General features: G+C 71.3%; 22 protein-coding genes and 1 pseudogene. 9 read left to right on the plus strand and 14 right to left on the minus strand.

Annotation, left to right across the window (positions count from 1 at the left end):
* A pseudogene (locus tag ACTHJJ_RS01490) lies at window positions 1-628 on the plus strand (4-hydroxy-3-methylbut-2-enyl diphosphate reductase); the annotation flags it as partial.
* Window positions 625-1,632, plus strand: a complete 1,008-nt coding sequence (hpnH, locus tag ACTHJJ_RS01495) for an adenosyl-hopene transferase HpnH (protein ID WP_440301170.1) — start codon at window positions 625-627, stop codon at window positions 1,630-1,632. The pseudogene ACTHJJ_RS01490 and the gene hpnH, both read left to right, overlap by 4 nt.
* A 61-nt stretch (window positions 1,633-1,693) precedes the next feature.
* Here the strand turns inward: hpnH and ACTHJJ_RS01500 are convergent, their stop codons facing one another.
* From ACTHJJ_RS01500 to ACTHJJ_RS01535, 8 genes are all read right to left on the minus strand, one after another.
* Window positions 1,694-2,446 carry an SDR family NAD(P)-dependent oxidoreductase gene (locus ACTHJJ_RS01500; protein ID WP_440301171.1) on the minus strand — a complete coding sequence of 251 codons (753 nt, stop codon included), beginning with the start codon at window positions 2,444-2,446 and terminating at the stop codon, window positions 1,694-1,696.
* A complete protein-coding gene (locus ACTHJJ_RS01505; protein ID WP_440301172.1) occupies window positions 2,443-3,339 on the minus strand; it encodes a DMT family transporter in 897 nt (298 codons plus the stop codon). The genes ACTHJJ_RS01500 and ACTHJJ_RS01505 overlap by 4 nt, the downstream gene beginning before the upstream one ends.
* Window positions 3,336-5,777 carry an MGDG synthase family glycosyltransferase gene (locus ACTHJJ_RS01510; protein WP_440301173.1) on the minus strand — a complete coding sequence of 814 codons (2,442 nt, stop codon included), beginning with the start codon at window positions 5,775-5,777 and terminating at the stop codon, window positions 3,336-3,338. The genes ACTHJJ_RS01505 and ACTHJJ_RS01510 overlap by 4 nt, the downstream gene beginning before the upstream one ends.
* 81 nt (window positions 5,778-5,858) lie before the next feature.
* Window positions 5,859-6,683 (minus strand): TrmH family RNA methyltransferase, encoded by an 825-nt coding sequence (locus ACTHJJ_RS01515; protein WP_440301174.1) that lies wholly within the window; start codon window positions 6,681-6,683, stop codon window positions 5,859-5,861.
* A gap of 45 nt (window positions 6,684-6,728) precedes the next feature.
* A complete protein-coding gene (locus tag ACTHJJ_RS01520; protein ID WP_440301175.1) occupies window positions 6,729-7,496 on the minus strand; it encodes a sulfite exporter TauE/SafE family protein in 768 nt (255 codons plus the stop codon).
* 44 nt (window positions 7,497-7,540) lie between these two features.
* Window positions 7,541-8,743, minus strand: a complete 1,203-nt coding sequence (locus ACTHJJ_RS01525; protein ID WP_440301176.1) for an SPFH domain-containing protein — start codon at window positions 8,741-8,743, stop codon at window positions 7,541-7,543.
* A gap of 91 nt (window positions 8,744-8,834) precedes the next feature.
* Window positions 8,835-9,281: an NfeD family protein gene (locus tag ACTHJJ_RS01530; RefSeq protein WP_440301177.1), complete on the minus strand. Its 447-nt coding sequence runs from the start codon at window positions 9,279-9,281 to the stop codon at window positions 8,835-8,837.
* Between the two features lie 90 nt (window positions 9,282-9,371).
* Complete coding sequence (locus ACTHJJ_RS01535; RefSeq protein ID WP_440301178.1) at window positions 9,372-10,169, minus strand: ABC transporter ATP-binding protein; 798 nt, start codon at window positions 10,167-10,169, stop codon at window positions 9,372-9,374.
* A gap of 60 nt (window positions 10,170-10,229) precedes the next feature.
* Here ACTHJJ_RS01535 and ACTHJJ_RS01540 point away from each other — a divergent pair, with 60 nt between their 5' ends.
* The gene (locus ACTHJJ_RS01540) at window positions 10,230-10,847 is read left to right on the plus strand and encodes a hypothetical protein (protein WP_440301179.1); all 618 of its coding nucleotides are present in this window, start codon (window positions 10,230-10,232) and stop codon (window positions 10,845-10,847) included.
* Window positions 10,823-10,993 (plus strand): hypothetical protein, encoded by a 171-nt coding sequence (locus ACTHJJ_RS01545; protein ID WP_440301180.1) that lies wholly within the window; start codon window positions 10,823-10,825, stop codon window positions 10,991-10,993. The genes ACTHJJ_RS01540 and ACTHJJ_RS01545 overlap by 25 nt, the downstream gene beginning before the upstream one ends.
* A gap of 33 nt (window positions 10,994-11,026) precedes the next feature.
* Here the strand turns inward: ACTHJJ_RS01545 and glgA are convergent, their stop codons facing one another.
* Window positions 11,027-12,229, minus strand: a complete 1,203-nt coding sequence (glgA, locus tag ACTHJJ_RS01550) for a glycogen synthase (protein ID WP_440301181.1) — start codon at window positions 12,227-12,229, stop codon at window positions 11,027-11,029.
* A gap of 87 nt (window positions 12,230-12,316) precedes the next feature.
* Between glgA and glgC the strand changes: the two genes are divergently transcribed.
* Window positions 12,317-13,576 carry a glucose-1-phosphate adenylyltransferase gene (gene glgC, locus ACTHJJ_RS01555; protein ID WP_440301182.1) on the plus strand — a complete coding sequence of 420 codons (1,260 nt, stop codon included), beginning with the start codon at window positions 12,317-12,319 and terminating at the stop codon, window positions 13,574-13,576.
* 66 nt (window positions 13,577-13,642) lie between these two features.
* Window positions 13,643-14,899: a phosphoserine phosphatase SerB gene (serB, locus tag ACTHJJ_RS01560; protein ID WP_440301183.1), complete on the plus strand. Its 1,257-nt coding sequence runs from the start codon at window positions 13,643-13,645 to the stop codon at window positions 14,897-14,899.
* 27 nt (window positions 14,900-14,926) lie between these two features.
* Here the strand turns inward: serB and fabI are convergent, their stop codons facing one another.
* Window positions 14,927-15,688 (minus strand): enoyl-ACP reductase FabI, encoded by a 762-nt coding sequence (gene fabI, locus ACTHJJ_RS01565; RefSeq protein WP_440301184.1) that lies wholly within the window; start codon window positions 15,686-15,688, stop codon window positions 14,927-14,929.
* Between the two features lie 88 nt (window positions 15,689-15,776).
* The gene (locus tag ACTHJJ_RS01570; RefSeq protein WP_440301185.1) at window positions 15,777-16,496 is read right to left on the minus strand and encodes a beta-ketoacyl-ACP reductase; all 720 of its coding nucleotides are present in this window, start codon (window positions 16,494-16,496) and stop codon (window positions 15,777-15,779) included.
* A gap of 93 nt (window positions 16,497-16,589) precedes the next feature.
* On the opposite strand from ACTHJJ_RS01570, the gene ACTHJJ_RS01575 reads away from it, so the two are divergent.
* Window positions 16,590-16,883 carry a DUF3099 domain-containing protein gene (locus tag ACTHJJ_RS01575; RefSeq protein WP_440301186.1) on the plus strand — a complete coding sequence of 98 codons (294 nt, stop codon included), beginning with the start codon at window positions 16,590-16,592 and terminating at the stop codon, window positions 16,881-16,883.
* Window positions 16,880-17,113 (plus strand): hypothetical protein, encoded by a 234-nt coding sequence (locus ACTHJJ_RS01580; RefSeq protein WP_440301187.1) that lies wholly within the window; start codon window positions 16,880-16,882, stop codon window positions 17,111-17,113. Before ACTHJJ_RS01575 ends, ACTHJJ_RS01580 begins: the two co-directional genes overlap by 4 nt.
* A 163-nt stretch (window positions 17,114-17,276) precedes the next feature.
* Here the strand turns inward: ACTHJJ_RS01580 and moaA are convergent, their stop codons facing one another.
* Window positions 17,277-18,299 (minus strand): GTP 3',8-cyclase MoaA, encoded by a 1,023-nt coding sequence (gene moaA, locus ACTHJJ_RS01585; RefSeq protein ID WP_440301188.1) that lies wholly within the window; start codon window positions 18,297-18,299, stop codon window positions 17,277-17,279.
* Between the two features lie 32 nt (window positions 18,300-18,331).
* Between moaA and ACTHJJ_RS01590 the strand changes: the two genes are divergently transcribed.
* The gene (locus ACTHJJ_RS01590; RefSeq protein ID WP_440301189.1) at window positions 18,332-19,129 is read left to right on the plus strand and encodes an SURF1 family cytochrome oxidase biogenesis protein; all 798 of its coding nucleotides are present in this window, start codon (window positions 18,332-18,334) and stop codon (window positions 19,127-19,129) included.
* On the opposite strand, the gene ACTHJJ_RS01595 is transcribed toward ACTHJJ_RS01590, so the two are convergent.
* Window positions 19,123-21,042, minus strand: coding sequence for an ABC transporter ATP-binding protein (locus tag ACTHJJ_RS01595; protein ID WP_440301190.1), 1,920 nt, complete (start codon window positions 21,040-21,042; stop codon window positions 19,123-19,125). The genes ACTHJJ_RS01590 and ACTHJJ_RS01595 overlap by 7 nt on opposite strands.
* Window positions 21,043-21,157: 115 nt before the next feature.
* Window positions 21,158-21,463 (minus strand): hypothetical protein, encoded by a 306-nt coding sequence (locus ACTHJJ_RS01600; RefSeq protein WP_440301191.1) that lies wholly within the window; start codon window positions 21,461-21,463, stop codon window positions 21,158-21,160.
* Between the last annotated feature and the right edge of the window lie 159 nt (window positions 21,464-21,622).

A 21,622-nucleotide genomic window follows, 5' to 3' on the forward strand; every position in this document is an offset into this window, starting at 1 on the left:
GCTCGGCGAGGTCCCGCAAGGCGCGACGGTGGTGTTCTCGGCCCACGGCGTCGCACCGGAGGTCCGGGCCGAGGCCCGACGCCGAGGGCTGGACGTCATCGACGCGACGTGCCCGCTCGTGGCGAAGGTGCACGCGGAGGCCCGGCAGGTCGAGGTACCGAACCCGGACCACGTGGCCTACCTCGTCCAGACGACCCTCGCCGCGGACGAGGTCGGCGGCATCGTCGAGGTCCTCCAGGGCCGCTTCCCGCACCTGCAGGCGCCACCGTCGGACGACATCTGCTACGCGACGACGAACCGGCAGCGGGCCCTGCGCGAGGTGACCCGGGAGGCCGAGCTCGTCCTCGTCGTCGGCTCGGAGAACTCCTCGAACTCGAGGCGGCTGGTGGAGAAGACCCAGCGACTCGGGCTGCCCGCCCACCTCATCAACGACGTCGACGACCTTGACCTGGGGTGGCTCGCCGGCGTCTCGACGGTCGGACTCACGGCCGGCGCCTCGGCGCCCCAGGAGCTCGTCGACGAAGTCGTCACCGCGATCGGGGGCCTCGGCCCCGTCGAGGTGACGGAGGCACGGCTCGTCGACGAGCAAGTCCACTTCAGCGTGCCCAAGGAGGTTCGGTCATCATGACGATGCCAGTGCGGCAGAGCATCAGGATCGCCAGCTACTTCGCGGCCCAGCGCCTGCGGGGCCGGGACAAGTTCCCGCTCCTCGTCGAGCTCGAGCCCCTCTTCGCCTGCAACCTCAAGTGCGCCGGTTGCGGCAAGATCCAGCACCCGGCCGACGAGCTGCGCCGCCGCATGCCGGTCGAGCAGGCCCTCGCCGCCATGGAGGAGTGCGGCGCGCCGATGGTCTCGATCGCCGGCGGCGAGCCCCTCATGCACCCGGAGATCGACCGGCTCGCGAACGAGCTCGTGGCTCGCAAGAAGTTCGTCTATCTCTGCACGAACGCACTTCTCGTCCGCAAGTGGTGGGACAAGTTCGACTTCCGCCCCTCGCCCTACTTCGCCTTCACGATCCACATCGACGGCCTCCGCGAGCGGCACGACGCGTCGGTCCAGCACGAGGGCGTGTTCGACGAGGCGGTCGAGGCGGTCCGGTGGCTCAAGGACCGCGGTTTCCGGGTCACCTCGAACAGCACGTTCTTCACGAACGACAGCCCCCAGTCGGTGATCGACGTCCTCAACTACCTCAACGACGACCTGCAGGTCGACCAGATGATGATCTCGCCGGCCTACGCCTACGAGAAGGCGCCGGACCAGGAGCACTTCCTCGGCGTCCAGGAGACGCACGAGCTGTTCCGGAAGGTCTTCGCGGGCGGCAACCGTAGCAAGTGGCGGCTCAACCACACCCCGCTCTTCCTCGACTTCCTCGAGGGCAAGGTCGACTTCCCGTGCACCGCCTGGGGCATTCCGAGCTACTCGCTCTACGGCTGGCAGCGGCCGTGCTACCTGATGAGCGACGGCTATGCGAAGACCTACCAGGAGCTGGTCGAGACCACCGACTGGGAGAAGTACGGCCGGGGCCGGGACCCGCGGTGTGCCAACTGCATGGCCCACTGCGGCTATGAGCCGACGGCGGTCCTCGCCACAGTGGGCTCGCTCAAGGAGTCGCTGCGCGCGATGCGCCGGTGAACCGCTCCCGGCCCTCCCCCGACGATCCCCAGCGAGCCCCGGCTCAGCTCATCAGCACCCGTCAGCCCCAGCGGGCCGCCAGGCGGGTATAGGCCCCCGGCGCCACGGCCCGCAGGACCATGGGCACCCGCAACCAGCGGGGCACCACCACCTCGGCCCGGTCGCTGCGAACCGCCTCGACGAGCCGGTCCGCGACAAGCTCCGGTGACACCGGCCGCGGGAAGCGTCGGTCATAGGGGGCGCCGCGCCGCACAAAGAAGGCCGTGTCGACGACGCCGGGGACGACGACGGTCACCCGCACCCCACTGCTGCCCACCTCCGCGGCCAGCCCAGCGGCATACGTCATGAGCGCGGCCTTGCTCGCTCCGTACGGGGCCTCGTGGGCGACCCCGAGCGTGCCGGCGATCGACCCGACGAAGACGACGTGCCCGCTCCCACGCGCCAGCATCGCGGGCAGGGCGGCGGCGGTGAGCTCGATCGGGGCGCGCACGTTGGTCTCGAAGAGCCGGACGAGCGACTCTCGGGGTTCCAGGCCCGAGGTGTCGCCGACGAGGCCGATCCCCGCGTTGTGGACGAGGATGTCCGGCGGGCGCGCGGCGAGCCGCTCAGCCAGTCCGGCCCGCTCGGCCCGGTCGGCGAGGTCGACCTGCAGCGCCTCTCCCCCGGTCGCGGTGGCGACGGCACGCAACCGCTCCGCGTCCCGGCCGACGACATCGACCCGGGCACCCATCTGCGTCAGGGCGTGGGCGGTCGCCCGGCCGATCCCCGACGACCCGCCCGTCACGACGGCGTGCGCTCCCCGCAGTTCGGTCACGACGTCTCCCGCTCGAGGCTCTCCTTGATCGCGCCCGCGACCTGGTTCGCGCGGTGGGTGAGCATCACGATGCCCCCCGCCATGACCATGAGGAAGAGCACCTGCCCCGCGACCGGCCCGGCGCCCCCCGTGAGTCGGTCCTCGAACCACGCGACGCCGAGACCGATCGACACCATGGGGTCGCCGACCGTGATGATGCCGACGGCGACGGAGCCGACGACCCCTTCCTGGAATGCGTTCTGGTTGAGCAGGAACCCGATCGGGCCTATGGCGATGATCGCGTAGAGCTGCCACGCGGTGAAGACGCCTCCGACGCCCACGATCGGCGCGGTGACGAGCGACCGGATGAGCCCGGCCGTGACCCCGTAGAACACCGCGGTCGCGACGGCGAACGGGATCGTGCGGTTCTCGTGCCGGGTCCGGGCAGCGATGAACAGACACACCATGACCACGACGGCGAGCCCGATACCGAGCGGGATGACCGCGACACCGCTGATGTTCGACGAGCCAGCCCTCGGCGACGCGATGAGAAGGAAGCCGCTCAGCCCGGCGAGGGCGAGCACGGCGCCCAGTGCCAGCATCGGGTCGACGGGGCGGTGGAAGAACAGCGTGGCCCAGAGCAGGTAGAAGAGCACGCCCGTGACGAGGATCGGCTGGACGACGGCGAGCGGAGCGGCGTGCAGGGCGAGGATCTGCAGGCCGAACCCGACGGCCGCACATCCGACCCCGTAGCGGAACTTCCGGATCTGGATCAGCTCGAGGAGCAGGCCGAGCCGGAGCGGCACCCGTTCCGGCACCTCGTGGGCCGCCTGGTGCTGGAGCAGGCTGGCGCCGCCGAAGGAGGCGGCCGCCGCCACGGCGGCCGGGGCCCCGATGATCCAGGTGGTGCTCATCCCAGCACCTCGAGTTCGGCCTCCTGCACGGCTCGCAGCACCGCTCGGCTCGTCGCTGCTCGGTCGAGTCCGGAGGCTCGCAGCGCGTCGTCGAGGACGATCCCGAACCCGATGACCCCGCTGTAGAGGACAGCGCCGGCAGTGACGGGCACGCCTTCCGCGAGGGGCACGACGGGGCAGACCGAGCTGACCTTGGCCCCGGCGAACCACCGGTCCCCCCGACCGGCCGGCATGTAGGACACGATCGTCGAGAAGAACCGCGACGTGTAGATCGTGCGCGCTGCCACTGTGCGGACGCCGCCCGGCAGGTGTCCGAGAAGCTGCATGGCGACGTAGGCAGCCTGCGGTTCGCCGCGACCGGCCCGCTGCCGGAGCTGGGTGGAGACCTCGTGGAGCCGCTGCCCGAATCGCATCGGCCCGAGGGGGAGGTCGACGGTGACGGCCGCCGTCCAGTTGCCGAAGACCCGGTCGATCCGAGGGGCACGCCGGGCGACCGGCACCATGGCCCGCAGCGGGAGGGTCCCGTCGACCAGCCCCACTCCGGTCAGCACGTGCGAGAGTGCGTGCGCGACGACCGCGATCACGACCTCGTGCGCGCGGCAGCCGGTGGCCGCGACCAAGGCCCTGATCCGGGCCTCCTCGACGGGCGCCGTCGCGATGAGCCTGCGGGTCGTCTGCGGAGAGTCGATGTGGGCCCACCGTCCGACGCTGCGGGCGGAGAGGCTCGCCAGTCCTTCCGTCACGAGGCGACCCTGCCGGACCCCGTTCCGTACGGCGCTCAGCTCGCGCCCGCTGCCCCGTGAGGCAGGCGCTGGGTGCCGTTCGTGGAGCGGATCGTCGGCGGCGGGATCGAGCAGGCGGTCGAGCAGGCCGAGCAGGGAGATGCCGTCGCCGAGCACGTGGTGCGTCTTGACGGCGAACACGGATCGTCCCTCGGCGGGCGACTGGAGGATCCGCACCTCCCAGGGGAACCCGTCCGGTGGCAGAGTCTCTGACCAGAAATCGTCCAGCGCCGCGTCCATGCCCCGGTGCGCCTCCATCGCGGTGATGTGCGCGTCGACGTCCGCCGTCCCGGACAGGTCCCAGCCGAGCCTGCCCTTGCCGAGAAGCCTGCGGCGCAGGATGGGTAACCCGTGGACGCGTGGACCCACGGTGCGCTGCGCGTCCTCGAGCGTGATGCGAGAACCCGCCTCGGGCTCGAGCTCGAGGATGGCTCCGACCTCCTGGATGCGCATCGGCAGGTCCGCGTGGACGAAGAAGGCGTCGGAGGCCCGGACCGGCCAGCGGCGCCTCCCGGCCCAGGCCGGAGAGGATCGGGCGACCTGTCGGAGGCTGTCTGCGGTCGTTCGCCGGCGCGAAACCTCGATGGCGCGCTCACCGACCTCACGGAGCCCACCGCGGTCGCGCACTGCTGCCTGCACGTAGGCGGTGAGCTGGTCCTCGTCGGTGCAGAGCTCAGCCAGGCCGCTGACGACGAGCAGGTCTGCGTTGGCCTCGCCGTGCGCCGCGATGGGCCGGAACATCACGAGCGGCCGGCCGGACGCGATGGCCTCGAGCGCGATCGCACCGCCGGCGTTGCTGAGGACGAGGTCGGCCGCCCTGACCAGTGCCGGCATCTCCTCGGTCCACCCGATCGTCCGCAGCCGCTGCTCCGGCATCGGGAGCGCCGTCAGCCGGGCCCGGGTCTCGTCGTTGCGGCCGCAGGCGGCGACGACCTGGACCCGATCGGAGGCGTCGAGCAGGGCGCGCACGGTGCGTGCGACGTCCCCGAAGGCGTAGGCGCCGCACGAGACGAGCACGACCAGCGCGTCGGGATCGAGTCCCAGCGAGCGCCTCGCCGCCGATCTGGGGCCGGGGCGGAAGTCCGAGCGGACGGGCAGGGCGCACACGTCGAGCCTGGCATGCGGGTCGCAGGCCCGGGCCAGGGACAGGGCGGCCTCGTGGACCACGAAGTTGACGCCGAGCGGGCGGTGGATCCAGAACGGGTGAGGAGCGATGTCGGAGACGTAGGCCCCGGTCGGCCGCTCGAGGCCACGGTGCTGGTGGAGCCAGGCGAGGCCGGAGCTGCCCAGCGGGTAGGTCGAGACGATGACGTCGGGGTCGAAGCGGTCGATGGCGTCGACGAGGCGTCGTCCGCACCAGCTGCCGGTGAAGCGTTTCGAAGCCCGGGCGAACCAGGCGTGCCGCCACAGCTGGGCGTAGAAGAACTCGTAGAGCCACGGGGTGTGCTCGACGTTCCCGACGTAGATCCGTCTGAAGAGGCGTCCGACCCCAGGCCCCATGAGGTCGAGGGTGTCGAGACGCTGGATCTCGACGCCCGGCCACACCCCAGCGGCGGCCTCCTCGAGCGCCGCCGCGGTGGATTCGTGGCCCCCGCCCATGTCGGCCGACAGGACGAGGAGCCTTTGGGGACCGCCATACCCGGGTCGGGCCGTCATGACCATGGCCTACACCGCCTCGTGCCGACGTTCCAATCAGCGTAACGCTCTGTCGATAGCCGCCCCGGGGGGATCGGTTGGCTAGCCGGGCACACCGCCCGGCACGCGCAGCGCCCACAGGGCGACCGCCGATGCGGCGGCGACGTTGAGGGAGTCGACGCCCCCGGCCATCGGAATCCGCAGGGTGAGGTCTGCCGCGGCCACCGTTCGTTTGCGGAGCCCATCTCCCTCGGTGCCGAGGACAAGCGCGAGCCGCTCGGGCGGGCGGCGTTCCAGCTCATCCAGCCCGACCGAGTCGTCGGCGAGCGCCATCGCCGCGACGGTGAACCCGGCCGAGTGCAGGGCATCGACACCCGCCGGCCAGGGGTCGACCCGGGTCCAGGGGACCTGGAAGACCGTCCCCATCGACACCCGGATCGACCTGCGGTAGAGGGGGTCCGCGCAACGGGGCGTCACGAGCACCGCATCGACCCCGAGGGCGGCGGCGCTCCGGAAGATCGCGCCGACGTTGGTGTGGTCGACGATGTCCTCGAGCACGACGACCCGGCGCGCATCCTGCAGCACGTCGTCCACGGCGGGCAGCACCGGGCGCTGCATCGCCGCGAGGGCGCCACGGTGCAGGTGGAAGCCGGTCAGCTGCTCGATCACCTCGTGCTCCCCCACGTAGACCGGCACCGCCTCCGCCTCAGCCGTCGCGACGACGTCAGCGAGGTCGGTCAGCCATCGTTCGGCCATGAGGTAGGACCGCGGCTGGTGCCCGGCACGCAGGGCACGGCGGATCACCTTCTCGCTCTCGGCGATGTAGAGCCCCCGCTCCGGCTCGGTGCGGCGCCGCAGCGCCACGTCGGTCAGCCCCACGTAGTCGATGAGCCGGGGGTCGGTCGGGTCGGTGACGTGGACGGGCACGGCCAACAGGGTAGTTGGCGCTGCCGGGGCGCCGGGCCCGGGTCGTCAGGGGAACCAGACGAGCTTGACGATGGCGACCACGCCGATCACCACGATGATGGCGCGAAGCAGGTTGGGCGGGATCCGCCGGCCGACCCTCGCACCGATGATGCCCCCGACGAACGAGCCTCCGGCGATCAGCGCCGCGACGAGCCAGTCGATGTGGTTGCGGGCGAAGAGGATGAAGACGACAGCCGCGACGAAGTTGACGATGAGGGCCAGCACGTTCTTGTAGCCGTTGAGGCGCTGGAGCGGCTCGCTCGACAGGACGCTGAAGATGCCCATGAGCAGGACGCCCTGGGCCGCGCCGAAGTAGCCGCCGTACATCCCGGCGACGAGGACCCCGAGACCCATGAGCGGCCCGTGCCACCGCGGCTGCGTCTCGTCGCGCCCCGGACGGACCATGCCCTGGATGCGCGGCCCGAGCACGACGAGGACGATCCCGAGCAGGATGAGCACCGGGACGATGGCCTTGAAGGCGGCCGGGGGCAGGACGAGGAGCAGGGCGGCTCCCGCCACGGCGCCGACGAAGGACAGCGGCATGAGCCGGCGCAGGGTCGGCGCCTGCCCGGTCAGCTCGTGCCGGTAGCCCCAGGAGCCGGTCGCACCGCCCGCGACGAGGCCGACCGTGTTCGAGACGTTCGCGACCAGGGGGTTGACGCCGAAGAAGAGCAGCGTCGGGAAGGTGAGGAGCGTTCCCGAGCCGACGATCGTGTTGATGATGCCCGCCCCGGCCCCGGCCAGGGCGATGGCGAGGGCGGACCAAGTGGACACCCGGTCACCCTACTTGCGGGTGACCGGGTGTCCGGAGGTGTGTCTCAGCGGGTGGTGTCGTCCGCGTCGGCCGGGAGCCCCTCGAGCGAGGTCGGCTCCCCGGGGTCCGCGACTGCGGGCGAGTCGGGGACGGAGGGTGCCGCGGGCGCCGACGGGGCCGGGCGGGGCGGCACCCGGTCGGCCGAGGCCTGGATCGGCGGCTGCTGCCGGCTCACCGGGGAGGCGTGCTCGGTCGACTCCGCACTGGCCTGCGCTGCCTGCCCGCGCGCTTCGGCGAGGGCCTTGGCCGGGTCCTCGAGGATCGTCTCGGCGAAGGTGTCGTCGTCGGGCACGCCGGCGTCGACCCAGTCGTCCTCGTCGGAGGCGCCCGTCGCCTGGCCGTTGCCGCCCAGCGCGCCGGTGATACCTCGCAGCGCGTCCGTCAGCTCCGAGGGGATGATCCACATCTTGTTGCTGTCGCCACGCGCGATCTGCGGCAGCACCTGGAGGTACTGGTAGGCGAGGAGCTTCTGGGTGGGCTTGCCGCGGTGGATCGCCGAGAAGACCTGCTGGATGGCCCGGGACTGGCCCTGCGCCTCGAGGATCCGGGCCTGCGCCGAGCCCTCCGCGCGCAGGATCTGGCTCTGCTTCTCGCCCTCGGCGGTGAGGATGGCCGACTGCTTCACGCCCTCTGCCGTGAGGATCGCCGCACGCCGGTCGCGCTCGGCGCGCATCTGCTTCTCCATGGAGTCCTGGACGGACGCCGGCGGGTCGATGGCCTTCAGCTCGACGCGGTTGACCCGGATCCCCCACTTGCCGGTGGCCTCGTCGAGGACGCCACGCAGCTGGCCGTTGATCTGGTCGCGACTGGTCAGCGTCTGCTCGAGGTCGAGCGAGCCGATGACGTTGCGCAGCGTCGTCACGGTCAGCTGCTCGATGCCCTGGATGAAGTTGGCGATCTCGTAGACCGCGGCCTTGGCGTCGATGACGGAGTAGTAGATCACCGTGTCGATGCTGACGACGAGGTTGTCGGAGGTGATCACCGGCTGCGGCGGGAAGCTGACCACCTGCTCACGCAGGTCGATGTTGGCGCGGACCTTGTCGACGAACGGCACGAGGAAGTGGATCCCCGCCGTCAGCGTCTTGTTGAAGCTGCCCAGCCGTTCGACGATCTGCGCGGTCTGTTGCGGCACGATCCGAACGGTGCGCAGCACGATGATGAGTGCCACCACGATGACGAGCAACGCGATGATCAGAACTGGATCCACGGTCTTGCCCTTCCCTGTCGTTGGCGCGGCACCCGGGCCGGGGCGCGCCGTCTGTCACAGCGAACCAGTCGGTTCGCGGCTGTCGGTGTGATCAGACACCGCCGATCTGGGCGCGGCTCACGATCGCCGTCGCTCCGTCGATGGACTCGACGACGACCTCCTCACCCGGCTCGATGCTCGAGCCGAGGGTGCGGGCGCTCCACGTCTCGCCGGCCAGCTTGACCCTGCCGCCGGACTGGGTGACGCGGTCGAGCACGTAGGCGGATCGCCCGATGTTGGCCTCGGCTCCCATTTTCTGGTGCTGCTCGATCGTGAAGCGGCCCTTCATCCAGGGCCGGACCGTGGCGAGCAGGATGACGGCGACGAGGGCGCCGACGATGGCCTGGACGGGGAACGGTGCACCGAACGCGGCCGCGACCGATCCCCCGATCGCGCCTCCGGCGAGCATCAGGAAGGTGAAGTCGACGGTCACGGTCTCGATGGCGACGAGCGCCAGGGCGACGCCGAGCCAGACCATCCAGCCATGCCCTTGGAACACGGTCCACCCATCCTTCTGTTGTGTCTTGTCGCTGTGACGTCTCCGATTCTGCCTCAGTTCCCTACTGTTTTCGGGTAGGCAGTGACAGGCTCAGACGCGGGCGGCGACCCGACGCCGGGCGGCCCACCGGTCGCCGCGCCGCTCCAGCTCGAGGGGCATCCCGAAGGTCGCGGAGAGGTTCTCCTCGGTGAGGGTCGGCTCGAGCGGTCCGGCCGCGACGACGCGGCCCTCGCGGAGCATGAGCACGTCGGTGAAGCCCGGCGGGATCTCCTCGACGTGGTGCGTCACGAGCACGAGAGCAGGCGCCTCCGTGTCCGAGGCCAGCTCACCGAGCCGCTGGACGAGGTCTTCGCGGCCGCCGAGGTCGAGGCCCGCGGCGGGCTCGTCGAGCAGCATGAGCTCGGGGTCGGTCATCAGGGCACGGGCGATCTGCACCCGCTTGCGCTCCCCCTCGCTCAACGTCCCGTAACGCCGGTCGGCGAGGTGGTCGGCGCCGAGGGAGTGCAGCAGCGTCATGGCGCGGGCGTAGTCGACGTCGTCGTAGTGCTCCCGCCACCGGCCCACGATGCCGTAGGACGCGGTGACCACGACGTTGCCGACGATCTCCCCCGCCGGGATCCGCTCGGCCATGGATGCGCTGGCGAGGCCGATCCGGGGACGCAGCTCGAAGACGTCGACGGCGCCCAGCACCTCGCCGAGGACTCCGGCCACGCCGCTCGTCGGGTGCATCCGGGCCGCCGCGATGGACAGGAGGGTTGTCTTGCCGGCTCCGTTGGGACCCAGCACAACCCACCGCTCACCCTCCTCGACCTCCCAGTCGACCGCATCGAGCAGCGTCGCGGTGCCGCGACGGACCGTGACATCGGCGAAGGCGAGGACGTCGCTCATGACAGCGACCCTATGACACGGCCTCCCGGCGGCCCGGGCGGCACACCCTACGATGACGTGGTGCCTGAGCTGCCCGCGTCGGTTCGCCTCGCCCTCTGGACGACGGCGGCATGGGCCGGGCGCCTGCCTCTGGCCGATGCGATCGAACGGTCCTTCCCGGACGTCGACCACGTGACCGGGGTGCACGGCGCTCTGCAGGCCTGGGGCGAGGTCGGCGAGCGCGCCCTGTTCGTGGCGCTCCCGAGACCCGGAGATCTCGGTGCCCTCCCCCGCTGCACGCCTGCCGTCGCCGGTCACGCGGCCGAGGCGGGTGAGTGCGTCCATGTCGCCGGCGTCGGCGGGATCCTCGTGCCGAGCCAGAGTGAGTTCGGCCCGGAGGGTGACACCGGCCTGCGGATGGACTGGACGGCATATGACGCGGAGCCGACTCCGCGCCATCGCCTCGAGATGCTCGACCTGCGTCAGACAGAACGCCGGCTGCTCGACGGCATGCGGCAGCACACGGAGCAGTTCGAGGCGGCCGGTGGGCACCCGTGGGACCGGCAGGCACGGGCCGAGGCGGAGGCCGGGCTGCGGCACTCCCTGTGGGGCCTGCCCGACAGGTCCCCCCGAAAGCCTTCCAGGTCATGGCGACCGCGGCCACCGTCGCGCACATGGCCGACCACGCCCGGACCCTGACCGACCTCGGCGCCCACGGGGTCGACGTGAGCACGTCCGGTCGACGCGAGCAGCTGCTGCGGTCGCTGGGCTCGGACGCCGACCACGCGCTCGCCGACGCCACCAACGTCGCCGTCATGGCGCTGGCGGGCTGGCGTCCCGCCTGACGCCGCCTGACGCCGCCCGTCGCGTGGCCGCGGTCAGCTCGCGGCGACGGACCGGTAGACCTCGAGGGTCCGCTCGGCGATGGCGGTCCAGGAGAAGGACTCGACGGCCCGCTTCCGCCCGGCGATCCCCATCTCCCGGGCTCGTCCCCGGTCGGAGACCGCCTCGGCGAGCGCCGCGCCGAGGTCCGCCACGAACCGGTCGGGGTCCACCGGCGTGCCGGTGCCGTCCGGCACCTGCTCGATGGGGACGAGCCATCCGGTCTCGCCGTCGACGACGACCTCGGGAATGCCCCCGGTCGCCGTGGCCACCACGGGCAGCTCGCAGGCCATCGCCTCGAGGTTGACGATACCGAGCGGCTCGTAGACGGACGGGCAGGCGAACACGGTGCCGTGGCTGAGCAGGGCGATGACCTCGGCGCGCGGCAGCATCTCGCCGATCCAGTGCACGCCGCGGCGGGTCGAGCGCAGGTCCTCGATGAGGGCCTCGACCTCCGCCTTGATCTCCGGGGTGTCTGGTGCGCCGGCGCAGAAGACGAGCTGCACGTCCGGGTCGAGGTGGCGCACCGCCCGCAGCAGGTAGGGCAGGCCCTTCTGGCGCGTCACCCGCCCGACGAAGACGACCGTCGGCGCCCCCGGGTCGATGCCGCGTCGCTCGACGGAGGCCCGGGCGGCCTCCGAGCGGTCCGGCGTCCACAGCTCGGAGTCGATCCCGTTGTGCACGACGTGCAGCCGGCTCGCGTCGAGGGTCGGGTAGCTCCGGAGGATGTCGGCCCGCATGCCGGCGCTGACCGCGATGACGGCGGCGGCGGACTCGTAGGCGGTGCGCTCCACGAACGACGAGACGCGGTAGCCGCCGCCCAGCTGCTCGGCCTTCCAGGGCCGCATCGGCTCGAGCGAGTGCGCGGTCACCACGTGCGGCATACCGCCGAGGAGCGAGGCAAGGTGGCCGCCGAAGTTCGCGTACCACGTGTGCGAGTGGACGACGTCGGCCCCGGCGCAGTCGCCGGCCATGGTCAGGTCCACGCCGAGCGTCTGCACCGCACCGTTCGTGCCGGTGAGCTCGGGCAGGTCGGCGTATGCCGTCGTGCCGCTCTCGCCGCGGGGCTCCCCGAAGCAGCGCACCCTCACGTCGAGGTCGCCCCGGGACCGCAGGGCCCGGACGAGCTCGGCGACGTGGACACCGGCCCCGCCGTAGATGGCGGGCGGGTACTCCTTGCTGAGAATGTCGACGCGCACGGCTCGAGCGTATCCGCGCGGCCACGCCCGCGCCGGGCATGCACGCGTCCTTCCCCCATCGCCCGGCGTGGCCCCTAGTGTGTGTGCATGGCACGCCGAAGCCCCTCCTCAGGTCCGAAGGTTCTCGCCATCGTCCTCGCCGGGGGTGAAGGCAAGCGGCTCATGCCCCTCACCGCGGACCGCGCGAAGCCGGCCGTGCCCTTCGGCGGCATCTATCGGCTCATCGACTTCGCCCTGTCCAACGTCGTCAACTCGGGCTACCTGCAGGTCGTCGTGCTGACGCAGTACAAGTCCCACAGCCTCGACACCCACGTGACGAAGACGTGGCGCATGTCCACGCTCCTCGGCAACTATGTGACGACCGTGCCCGCCCAGCAGCGCGTGGGCAAGACGTGGTACCTCGGCAGCGCCGACGCCATCTACCAGAGCCTCAACTCGGTCCACGACGCGAAGCCCGACTACGTCGTCGTGGTCGGCGCCGACCACGTCTACCGGATGGACTTCAGCCAGATGGTCGACCAGCACATCGAGTCGGGCCGCGGGGTGACCGTCGCGGCGATCCGCCAGCCGATCTCGCTCGCGAACCAGTTCGGCGTCATCGAGGTCGACCCGGCCGACCATACGAAGATCGCCGCCTTCCTCGAGAAGCCGGACAACCCGCCCGGGCTGCCCGACAACCCGGGCGAGGTGCTGGCCTCGATGGGCAACTACGTCTTCACCGCGGACGCGCTCGAGGCGGCGGTCATCCACGACCACGACCTCGAGGGCAGCAACCACGACATGGGCGGCGACATCGTGCCCGCCTTCGTCGCCAGGGGCGACGCGGGCGTCTACGACTTCAAGGACAACGACGTGCCGGGAGCGACGGAACGCGACCGCGGCTACTGGCGCGACGTCGGGACCCTCGACTCCTACTACGAGGCGCACATGGACCTCGTCTCGATCCACCCGATCTTCAACCTCTACAACTACGAGTGGCCCATCTACACGCAGCACACGCCCTATCCACCGGCGAAGTTCGTCCACGGCAGCGGCGACCGGATCGGCGACGCGCTCAACTCGGCGGTCTCCCCGGGCGTGGTCGTCTCGGGCGCCCACGTGTACGCCTCGGTCCTCTCGCCCCTCGTGCGCCTGCACTCCTACTCGAGCGTGCAGGGGTCCGTCCTGCTCGACAACGTCACCGTCGGCCGGCACGCGCAGATCCGCCGGGCCATCATCGACAAGAACGTCGCCATCCCGGAGGGGACGCAGATCGGGCTCAACCACGACCACGACCGGGCGCGAGGCTTCACGGTCACCGAGTCGGGCGTCGTGGTCATCGGCAAGGACCAGGTGGTCACCCCCTGACCCGGGGGGCAGCCGCATGGCGGATGGGTGAGGGGCGGCCCCGGCAGGCTGGCTAGATTGGCTCGCGTGAGTGACGCGAACCAGCCGACCCTCAGCATCACCGTGACCGGCACCGACCGGCCCGGCGTGACCGGAGCCCTGCTCGGTGCCGTCGCCGAGGTGGGCGCGGAGGTGCTCGACATCCAGCAGGTCGTCGTCCACGACCACCTGACCCTCACACTGCTGCTCGCACCGAGCGTCCTCGACGGCGACACCACGGGCCAGGACGCGCTCGAGCACCTGCGCGACGTCGCCGCGGTCGCGGCCCACCGCCTCGGTCTCTCTCTGAACGTCACCGAGGGCACCGGGGACAACGCCCGCCCCCAGCAGGGCCGCGCGGCGGTCGTCGTCCTGGGTGCCCCGCTCCAGGCCCGCGCGGTCTCCCTCGTCACCCAGCAGATCGCCGAGCACGGCGCGAACATCGACCGGATCCGCCGGCTCTCCCGCTACCCGGTCACGACGGTCGAGTTCGGCATCTCGGGAGCCGACGTCGACGTCCTGCGCACCCGGCTCGCGCTCGTCGCGACGGCGGAGGGCATCGACATCGCCGTCGCCCCTGGCGGCCTGGCCCGGCTGGGCCGACGGCTGGTCGTCATGGCCGTCGACTCGACGCTCATCCAGCAGGAGGTCATCGAGATGCTCGCGGCGCACTGCGGCCGCGAGGCCGAGGTGACCGAGGTGACCGCGAGGGCGATGGCCGGCGAGCTCGACTTCGAGCAGTCGCTGCGGGCCCGGGTCGCCGTGCTCGCCGGGCTGCCCGCCTCCGTCCTCGACGCCGTCCGGCGCGACATCGTCCTGACCCCGGGCGCCCGCACGCTCGTGCGCACACTGAAGCGGCTCGGCTTCACCGTCGGTCTCGTGTCGGGTGGGTTCATCGAGATCGTCGGCCAGCTCGCGGACGAGCTCGGCATCCACCACGCCCGCGCGAATCGGCTCGAGATCGTCGACGGCGCCCTGACAGGCCGCGTCCTCGGCGAGGTCGTCGACCGGGCGGGCAAGGCCCGGGCCCTGCGCGAGTTCGCCGATCTCGAGGGGCTGCCGCTCAGCCGGACGGTCGCCGTCGGCGACGGCGCGAACGACCTGGACATGCTCGCGACCGCCGGGCTCGGCGTCGCCTTCAACGCCAAGCCGCTGGTGCGCGAGCAGGCGCACACGTCGGTGACGGTGCCCTACCTCGACTCGGTCCTCTTCCTGCTCGGCATCTCACGTGAGGAGATCGAGGAGGCCGACGCGATGGACGGCACCCCCACCTCGGCACCCCCCGTGCCCGGCCTCACCCGCTAGGGCAGCCGCCGGGCCGGAGGGCCGGGGTCACTGGCCCATCGCGTGGACGCCACCGTCGACGTGGACGATCTCGCCCGTCGTCGCCGGGAACCAGTCGGACAGCAGCGCGGCACAGGCACGCGCCGCCGGGACGGCGTCGCGGATGTCCCAGCCGAGCGGCGCCCGGTCGTTCCACGTCTCCTCGAACTGCTCGCAGCCGGGGATCGACTTCGCCGCCGTCGTCCGGATCGGCCCCGCGGACACGAGGTTGCAGCGGATCCCCTTGGGGCCGAGGTCGCGGGCGAGGTAGCGGTTCGTCGACTCGAAGGCCGCCTTCGCGACGCCCATCCAGTCGTAGACCGGCCACGCGAACTGCGCGTCGAAGGTCAGCCCGACGACGCTGCCTCCCTGGCTCATCAGCGGCAGCGCCGCGACGGTCAGCGACTTGAGGCTGTAGGCCGAGACCTGCAGGGCCGTCGAGACGTCCTCCCAGGTGCCGTCGAGGAAGTTGAACGCCCCGGGCGGGGCGAAGCCGATCGAGTGCAGCACGCCGTCGAGCCGGTCCACGTGCGTCCCCAGGCGCTCGGCGAGCGAGTCCAGGTGGCCCTGGTCGCTGACGTCGAGCTCGAGGACCTCCGGCGTGCTGGGCAGCCGCTTCGCGATCGTCTGGGTGATCTTCATCGTCCGGCCGAACGACGTGAGGACGACCTCGGCGCCCTCCTCCTGCGCGATCTTCGCGACGTGGAACGCGATGGAGCTGTCCATCAGGACGCCGGTGACGAGGAGCTTCTTGCCTTCGAGGATTCCCATGCCTGTCACTTTCTCGTGGGGAAGGTCAGCTGCGGGGGCGAGCTGCCGAAGCGGCATACCGATGAGGGGGTATGCCGCGCAGCCGGGATCAGTGCCCCATGCCGAGCCCGCCGTCGACGGGGATGACCGCGCCGCTGATGTAGCCGGCCGCGTCGCTCGCGAGGAAGCGCACGACGTCGGCGACCTCCTCGGTGCGGCCGAAGCGGCCGGAGGGGATGCTGGCGAGGTAGGCCTTCTGCTGGGCCTCGGGCAGGGCGGCGGTCATGTCCGTCTCGATGAAGCCCGGGGCGACGACGTTGGCGGTGATGCCGCGGCCGCCGAGCTCGCGGGTGATCGAGCGGGCGAGGCCGACGAGGCCCGACTTCGAGGCGGCGTAGTTGGTCTGCCCGGGCGACCCGTAGAGCCCGACGACGCTCGAGATGAGGATGATCCGGCCGTAGCGGCGGCGGATCATGCCCGTGGCCGCCCGCCGGGCGCACCGGAAGGCTCCGGCGAGGTTGGTGTCGATGACGGCGTCGAAGTCCTCGTCGCTCATCCGCATCAGGAGGGTGTCGCGGGTGATCCCGGCGTTGGCGACGAGCACCTCGACCGGGCCGCCCAGCAGCTCCTCGGCCTCCTTGAAGGCCAGGTCGACGGACGCGGAGTCGGTCACCTCGCACCGGACGGCCCGCAGCCCCTCCGGAGCCTCGCCGGATCGGTTCGTGATGACGACGTCGTGCCCGGCCTCGGCGAAGGCGCGCGCGATGGCGAGACCGATCCCCCGGTTGCCGCCCGTGACGAGGACCTTGCGCTGCTCTGTCGTTCCCACCCTGTCTCCCAGCTCCGCTCGGTGATGCCGCTGCCGGAACGCTAACGGACTACCGGCGGGTATGCGTGATCGGGCGGGGCTTATGGTTGAGGGGTGGGACATGGGAAGCAGCCGCCGGTCGTCCACACCGTCACCTCGGCCACGACCTCGAGCTCCGACGACCAGTCGGCTCGGATGAAGCGCTACCTCACGATGATGGGGCTGCGTGTCGTCTGCTTCGGCGTCGTCTTCGTCACCACCGGGTGGCTGCGCTGGGTCGCGATCATCGCGGCGGTCGCGTTGCCGTACTTCGCCGTCGTCATCGCCAATGCGGTCCGGCCGAGCCAGGTGGGCCAGATCACTCCCGTCTCCCCCGAGCAGGACCGGACGAGGCAGCTCGACCAGTGACGGCCGCGCCCGGTGCCGGCCCCGAGTCGGTCGTGTGCAGCGCCAAGGGGTGCCGCGAGGTTGCCCGTCACGCGGTCGTCTGGAACAACCCGAAGCTGCACAGCGCCGACCGCCGGAAGGTCTGGCTCGCCTGCGACGACCACCGCCAGTCGCTGGCGGACTTCGTGGGGCTGCGCGGCTTCCTCATCGAGGTGATCCCGGTCGAGGAGCTCACCGACGCCGACGGCTGACCCGCCCCTCTGCGTAGAGAGCGCACTCCCGACGTGAGGTCAGTCGCGCCGATAGATGCGTCGCGTTGACGCAGCTGCGCTGCCTTCAGGCGACGCATCCACGTCAGCCCGACGCATCTGCCTTCCCGCGGACTCACCAGAGGCGTGCAGGTCGCGGGAGTGCTCAGCCGCCGATGGCAGACATCGGCCGGTCCGGCTGGACGAACCCGGGGTCGCCGATGCCGTGGCCACGGCGCTTGCGCCACATCTCGCCCCGCATCAGGTCGAGCAGCTCCTCGTCGCTGGCACCGTCGCGAAGGGGCGTGCGCAGGTCGGTCTCGGTCCGGGAGAAGAGGCAGTTGCGCACCTGGCCGTCGGCCGTGAGCCGGGTGCGGTCGCAGGCGGCACAGAACGGTGAGGTGACGCTGGCGATGATCCCGACGGTCTGGGGGCCGCCGTCGACGAGGAACCGCTCCGCGGGCGCGCTCCCCCGTGCCTCGGCGGGCAGCGGCGTCAGGGTGTGCCGTTCGGTCAGCCTCGCCCGGATCTCCTCGGCCGTGATCATGTCGCGCCGGTCCCACGCGTGCTGGGCATCGAGCGGCATCTGCTCGATGAAGCGCAGCTCGTAGCCGCGCTCGAGGCACCAGTCGAGCACGTCGGCCACGGTGTCGTCATTGACGCCGCGCATCGCGACGGCGTTGACCTTGACGGGCGTGAGGCCCGCCTCGGCGGCGGCCTCGAGGCCCGACTCCACGTCGGTCAGCCGGTCGCGCCGGGTCAGCTTCGTGAAGGTCTCGGCGTCGATCGTGTCGAGGCTGACGTTGACCCTGTCGAGGCCGGCGGCGGCGAGGCCGGCGGCGACCCGGGCGAGGCCGACACCGTTGGTCGTCATCGCGATCCGGGGCCGCGGCTTGAGGCTCGCGATGCCGGCCACGAGCTCGACGATGGAGCGGCGCAGGAGCGGCTCGCCGCCGGTCAGCCGCACCTGGGTCACGCCGTCGCGCACGAACAGGTCGATGAGCCGGAGCATCTCCTCGTCGGTCAACATCTCGGCCTTCGGCATCCACGGCAGTCCCTCGGCCGGCATGCAGTAGGTGCAGCGCAGGTTGCAGCGGTCCGTCACCGACACCCGCAGGTCCCGGGCGACGCGACCGAACTGGTCGACGAGGCCGGCAGGTCGGTCGGGCGGGAGGGACGGGTGCGTCATAGCGCCCACTCTATGACGGGTACCGTCGAGGGGTGCTTCGTGTGTGGTTGACCCGCCGGTGGCTGGTCGGCACCCTCATCGCCATCATCTTCGCGATGGCGTGCTTCGCGCTGGGCCGATGGCAGTGGGGCCGCTACGTCGACAAGCAGACCAAGGCCACCGCCATCGCGACGAACTACGACGCCCGGCCGGTGCCGCTCACGCCGACCCTGCTCGCCCAGGCGCTCACCCCGGAGCGGCAGTGGACGCGCGTCACGATGCAGGGGTCGTATGCCGCTGACGCCGACCTGCTGGTGCGCAACCGCACGCAGGACACCGTTCCCGGCTTCGAGGTGCTGACGCCCTTCACCACGGACGCGGGGACCGTGCTGGTCGACCGCGGATGGGTGCCCAACGCCGAGGCGGCAGCCCAGACCCCGGCAGTCGACCCACCGCCCTCCGGACCGGCCGAGGTGACCGGCTGGCTCCTCACCGGCGAGCCGTCGCTGGGGCGGGACCTGCCGGCCGGGCAGCTTGCCAGCATCAGCATCTCCGACGCCCGGCTCCAGCGGCCGGCCGTCGGCCCCGCCGACCTCTACCTCGTGCTCGGCAGCCAGGCTCCGGCCGCCCCTTCCACCGGCCACCCGGTCACGCCGCGGCCGCGCCCGACCCAGGACCTGGGCCCCCACCAGGCCTATGCGTTCCAGTGGTGGATCACCATGCCGGCGGGCCTCATCTTCGTCATCTGGGCCATGCGGCGCGAGCTGCTGGTCGAAGCCGAGACCCAGGAGGGCACCCCGGCTCCGGTCAAGCCGAAGAAGGTACGGATCTGGGACGAGGAGGACTACTGAGCCGCGAGCGGCTCGGTCGGCGTGCCCTCGAGGGCGCGCCGGTCGTGCCCGTTGCGCGACCCGGCGAACTGCGTGGCGTGCAGGTGGGCGTAGAGGCCGCCGAGCGCGAGCAGCTCCTCGTGCCGCCCCGTCTCGACGACGCGGCCGTCGTCGACCACGACGATGCGGTCGGCCTGCCTGATGGTCGAGAGCCGGTGGGCGATGACGAGTGAGGTCCTGCCCTCGAGGGCGGCGTCGAGCGCGCGCTGCACCGCCAGCTCCGACTCGGAGTCGAGGTGGGCCGTCGCCTCGTCGAGGACCACGATGTCCGGAGCCTTGAGCAGCAGGCGCGCAATCGCGAGGCGCTGCTTCTCGCCGCCGCTCAGCCGGTGACCCCGGTCACCGACGACGGTATCGAGGCCCTCTGGCAGGTCGTCGACGAGGTGGGCGATCTGCGCCGCCTCCAGGGCCTCGTGCAGCTGGCGCTCCGTCGCCTCGGGCCGGGCGTACAGCAGGTTGGCCCGGATCGTGTCGTGGAAGAGGTGCGCCTCCTGGGTGACGACACCGATGCGGTCGCGCAGGGACGCCATCGTGACGTCGCGCAGGTCCAGGCCGCCGATCCGGACGGCGCCGGAGGTGGGATCGTAGAGCCGCGCCACCAGGGAGGTGAGCGTGGTCTTGCCGGCCCCCGAGGGACCGACGAGCGCCACGAGCTGGCCCGGCTCCACGCTGAGCGAGACGTCGTGCAGCACGGTGCCGCCCGCGCGACGGTCCCCGGTCGAGATCGACTCGAGGGAGGCGAGGGACACCTCGTCGGCGGACGGGTAGCGGAAGGTCACGTCGTCGAGCTCGATGCCGAGCGCACCGCTCGGCAGGGTGCGCGCGTCGGAGCGCTCCGCGACGAGGGGCTGGAGGTCGAGCACCTCGAAGACGCGCTCGAAGGAGATGAGCGCCGTCATGACGTCGACGCGGACGTTGGACAACGAGGTCAGCGGACCGTAGAGCCGGGCGAGGAGCGCGGCGAGCGCGAGCAGGGTGCCCACGCTCAGCGAGCCTGCGACGGCCATGAGGCCGCCGAAGCCGTAGACCATGGCCGTGGCGACCGCGGCGATGAAGCTCATACCGGCCAGGAAGAAGGACCGGTTGAGCGCGATGTCGACGCCGATGTCCCGGACCTTCCCGGCGCGCTCGGCGTACTCCTCCTGCTCCCGCGCGGGGTCCCCGAAGAGCCTCACGAGGAGTGCACCGGCGACGTTGAACCGCTCTGTCATCCGCGTGCCCATGTCGGCGTTGAGGCCCATCTGCCGGTGCGACAGGGTGGCGAGACGCCGGCCCATGTACTTGGCCGGGAGGAGGAACAGGGGGACGAGGACGAGGGCCCCGAGGGTCAGCTGCCAGGACAGCGCGATCATCGCGCCGACCACGAGGACCACGGAGACGAGGTTGCTGACGACGTTGGACAGGACCGAGGTGAAGGCCTGCTGGGCGCCGATGACGTCGTTGTTGAGCCGGGAGACGAGGGAGCCGGTCTGGGTGCGCGTGAAGAAGGCGATGGGCTGGCGCAGGACGTGGGCGAAGACCTCACCGCGCAGGTCGTTGATCAGCCCCTCGCCGATCTTCGCGGAGTACCACCGTGAGATGACCGTGAGGACCGAGTCCATCACCGCGATGGCGGCGACGACGAAGGCCAGCCGGACCACCACCGACGAGTCGTGCGGGATGACGCCCTTGTCGATGATGTCCTTGAGGAGCAGCGGCACCGCGACGACGATGACCGCGTCGAAGATGACCACCGCGAGGAACGCGACGATCAGCCTGCGGTAGGGCTTCGCGTAGCCGAAGACCCGGCGCCGCGTCCCCGGCGCGAGGGTTGCGTCCTTCACCGACTGGTCGCGCGACAGCGACCGCATCATCATCCACTGTGACCCCGCCATGTGGTCCCCTTCCGTCGTCCACCTCTGTAACCGCGAGACCCACATGTGGATTCCCGGTCGGGCCCGGAAGCCGCCGGGCGCGCTCTCCCGCCCAGGCCTGCCGTGACCGCCCGGCTCAGCCGTGCTCGACGTCCGGCTGGCCCACGCCGAGGGCCCGGCGCAGCCAGTCCGCGTAGTCGTCGAAACTGGCCACCACGGCATCCAGGTCGACCATCGGGGGCACGTCGATGACCGGCTGCCGCTCGACCAGGAAGGCCGCGGTGTGCCGGGCCACCTGCTCCTCGTCCGCTCCGTCTATCCCGAGCTCGTCGAGCACTTCGGGATAGATGAAGATCTCCGACTCGACGGTCTCGCCGTCTGCCGTGAGGACCACGTGGAACTCGTGGTCGCCGACCGCCGTGATCCGCAGCTCAGTGTCCACGCGCCCGCCTCCTCCCTCGACTATGCGCGGCACGCTCTCCCGCCGCAACCGGAGGTCAGGGTCAAGCCGCGCGGCCCCGCACGGCCCAAATTGAATAACCAATCATACTTGCTAAAATAATAGATAATTAATTAAACGGTGCGCCATCCCCCACACACA

The organism is Intrasporangium sp. (genome assembly GCF_051961875.1).
Lineage (GTDB): Bacteria > Actinomycetota > Actinomycetes > Actinomycetales > Dermatophilaceae > Intrasporangium_A.

Coding starts and splice junctions, on each gene's coding strand:
- moaA (WP_440301188.1), bottom strand. CDS start 18,299: ATGACGCACCCGTCCCTCCCGCCCGACCGACCTGCCGGCCTCGTCGAC.
- ACTHJJ_RS01535 (WP_440301178.1), bottom strand. CDS start 10,169: ATGAGCGACGTCCTCGCCTTCGCCGATGTCACGGTCCGTCGCGGCACC.
- glgC (WP_440301182.1), top strand. CDS start 12,317: ATGGCACGCCGAAGCCCCTCCTCAGGTCCGAAGGTTCTCGCCATCGTC.
- hpnH (WP_440301170.1), top strand. CDS start 625: ATGACGATGCCAGTGCGGCAGAGCATCAGGATCGCCAGCTACTTCGCG.
- ACTHJJ_RS01595 (WP_440301190.1), bottom strand. CDS start 21,042: ATGGCGGGGTCACAGTGGATGATGATGCGGTCGCTGTCGCGCGACCAG.
- ACTHJJ_RS01545 (WP_440301180.1), top strand. CDS start 10,823: ATGGCCGACCACGCCCGGACCCTGACCGACCTCGGCGCCCACGGGGTC.
- ACTHJJ_RS01505 (WP_440301172.1), bottom strand. CDS start 3,339: ATGAGCACCACCTGGATCATCGGGGCCCCGGCCGCCGTGGCGGCGGCC.
- fabI (WP_440301184.1), bottom strand. CDS start 15,688: ATGGGAATCCTCGAAGGCAAGAAGCTCCTCGTCACCGGCGTCCTGATG.
- ACTHJJ_RS01510 (WP_440301173.1), bottom strand. CDS start 5,777: ATGACGGCCCGACCCGGGTATGGCGGTCCCCAAAGGCTCCTCGTCCTG.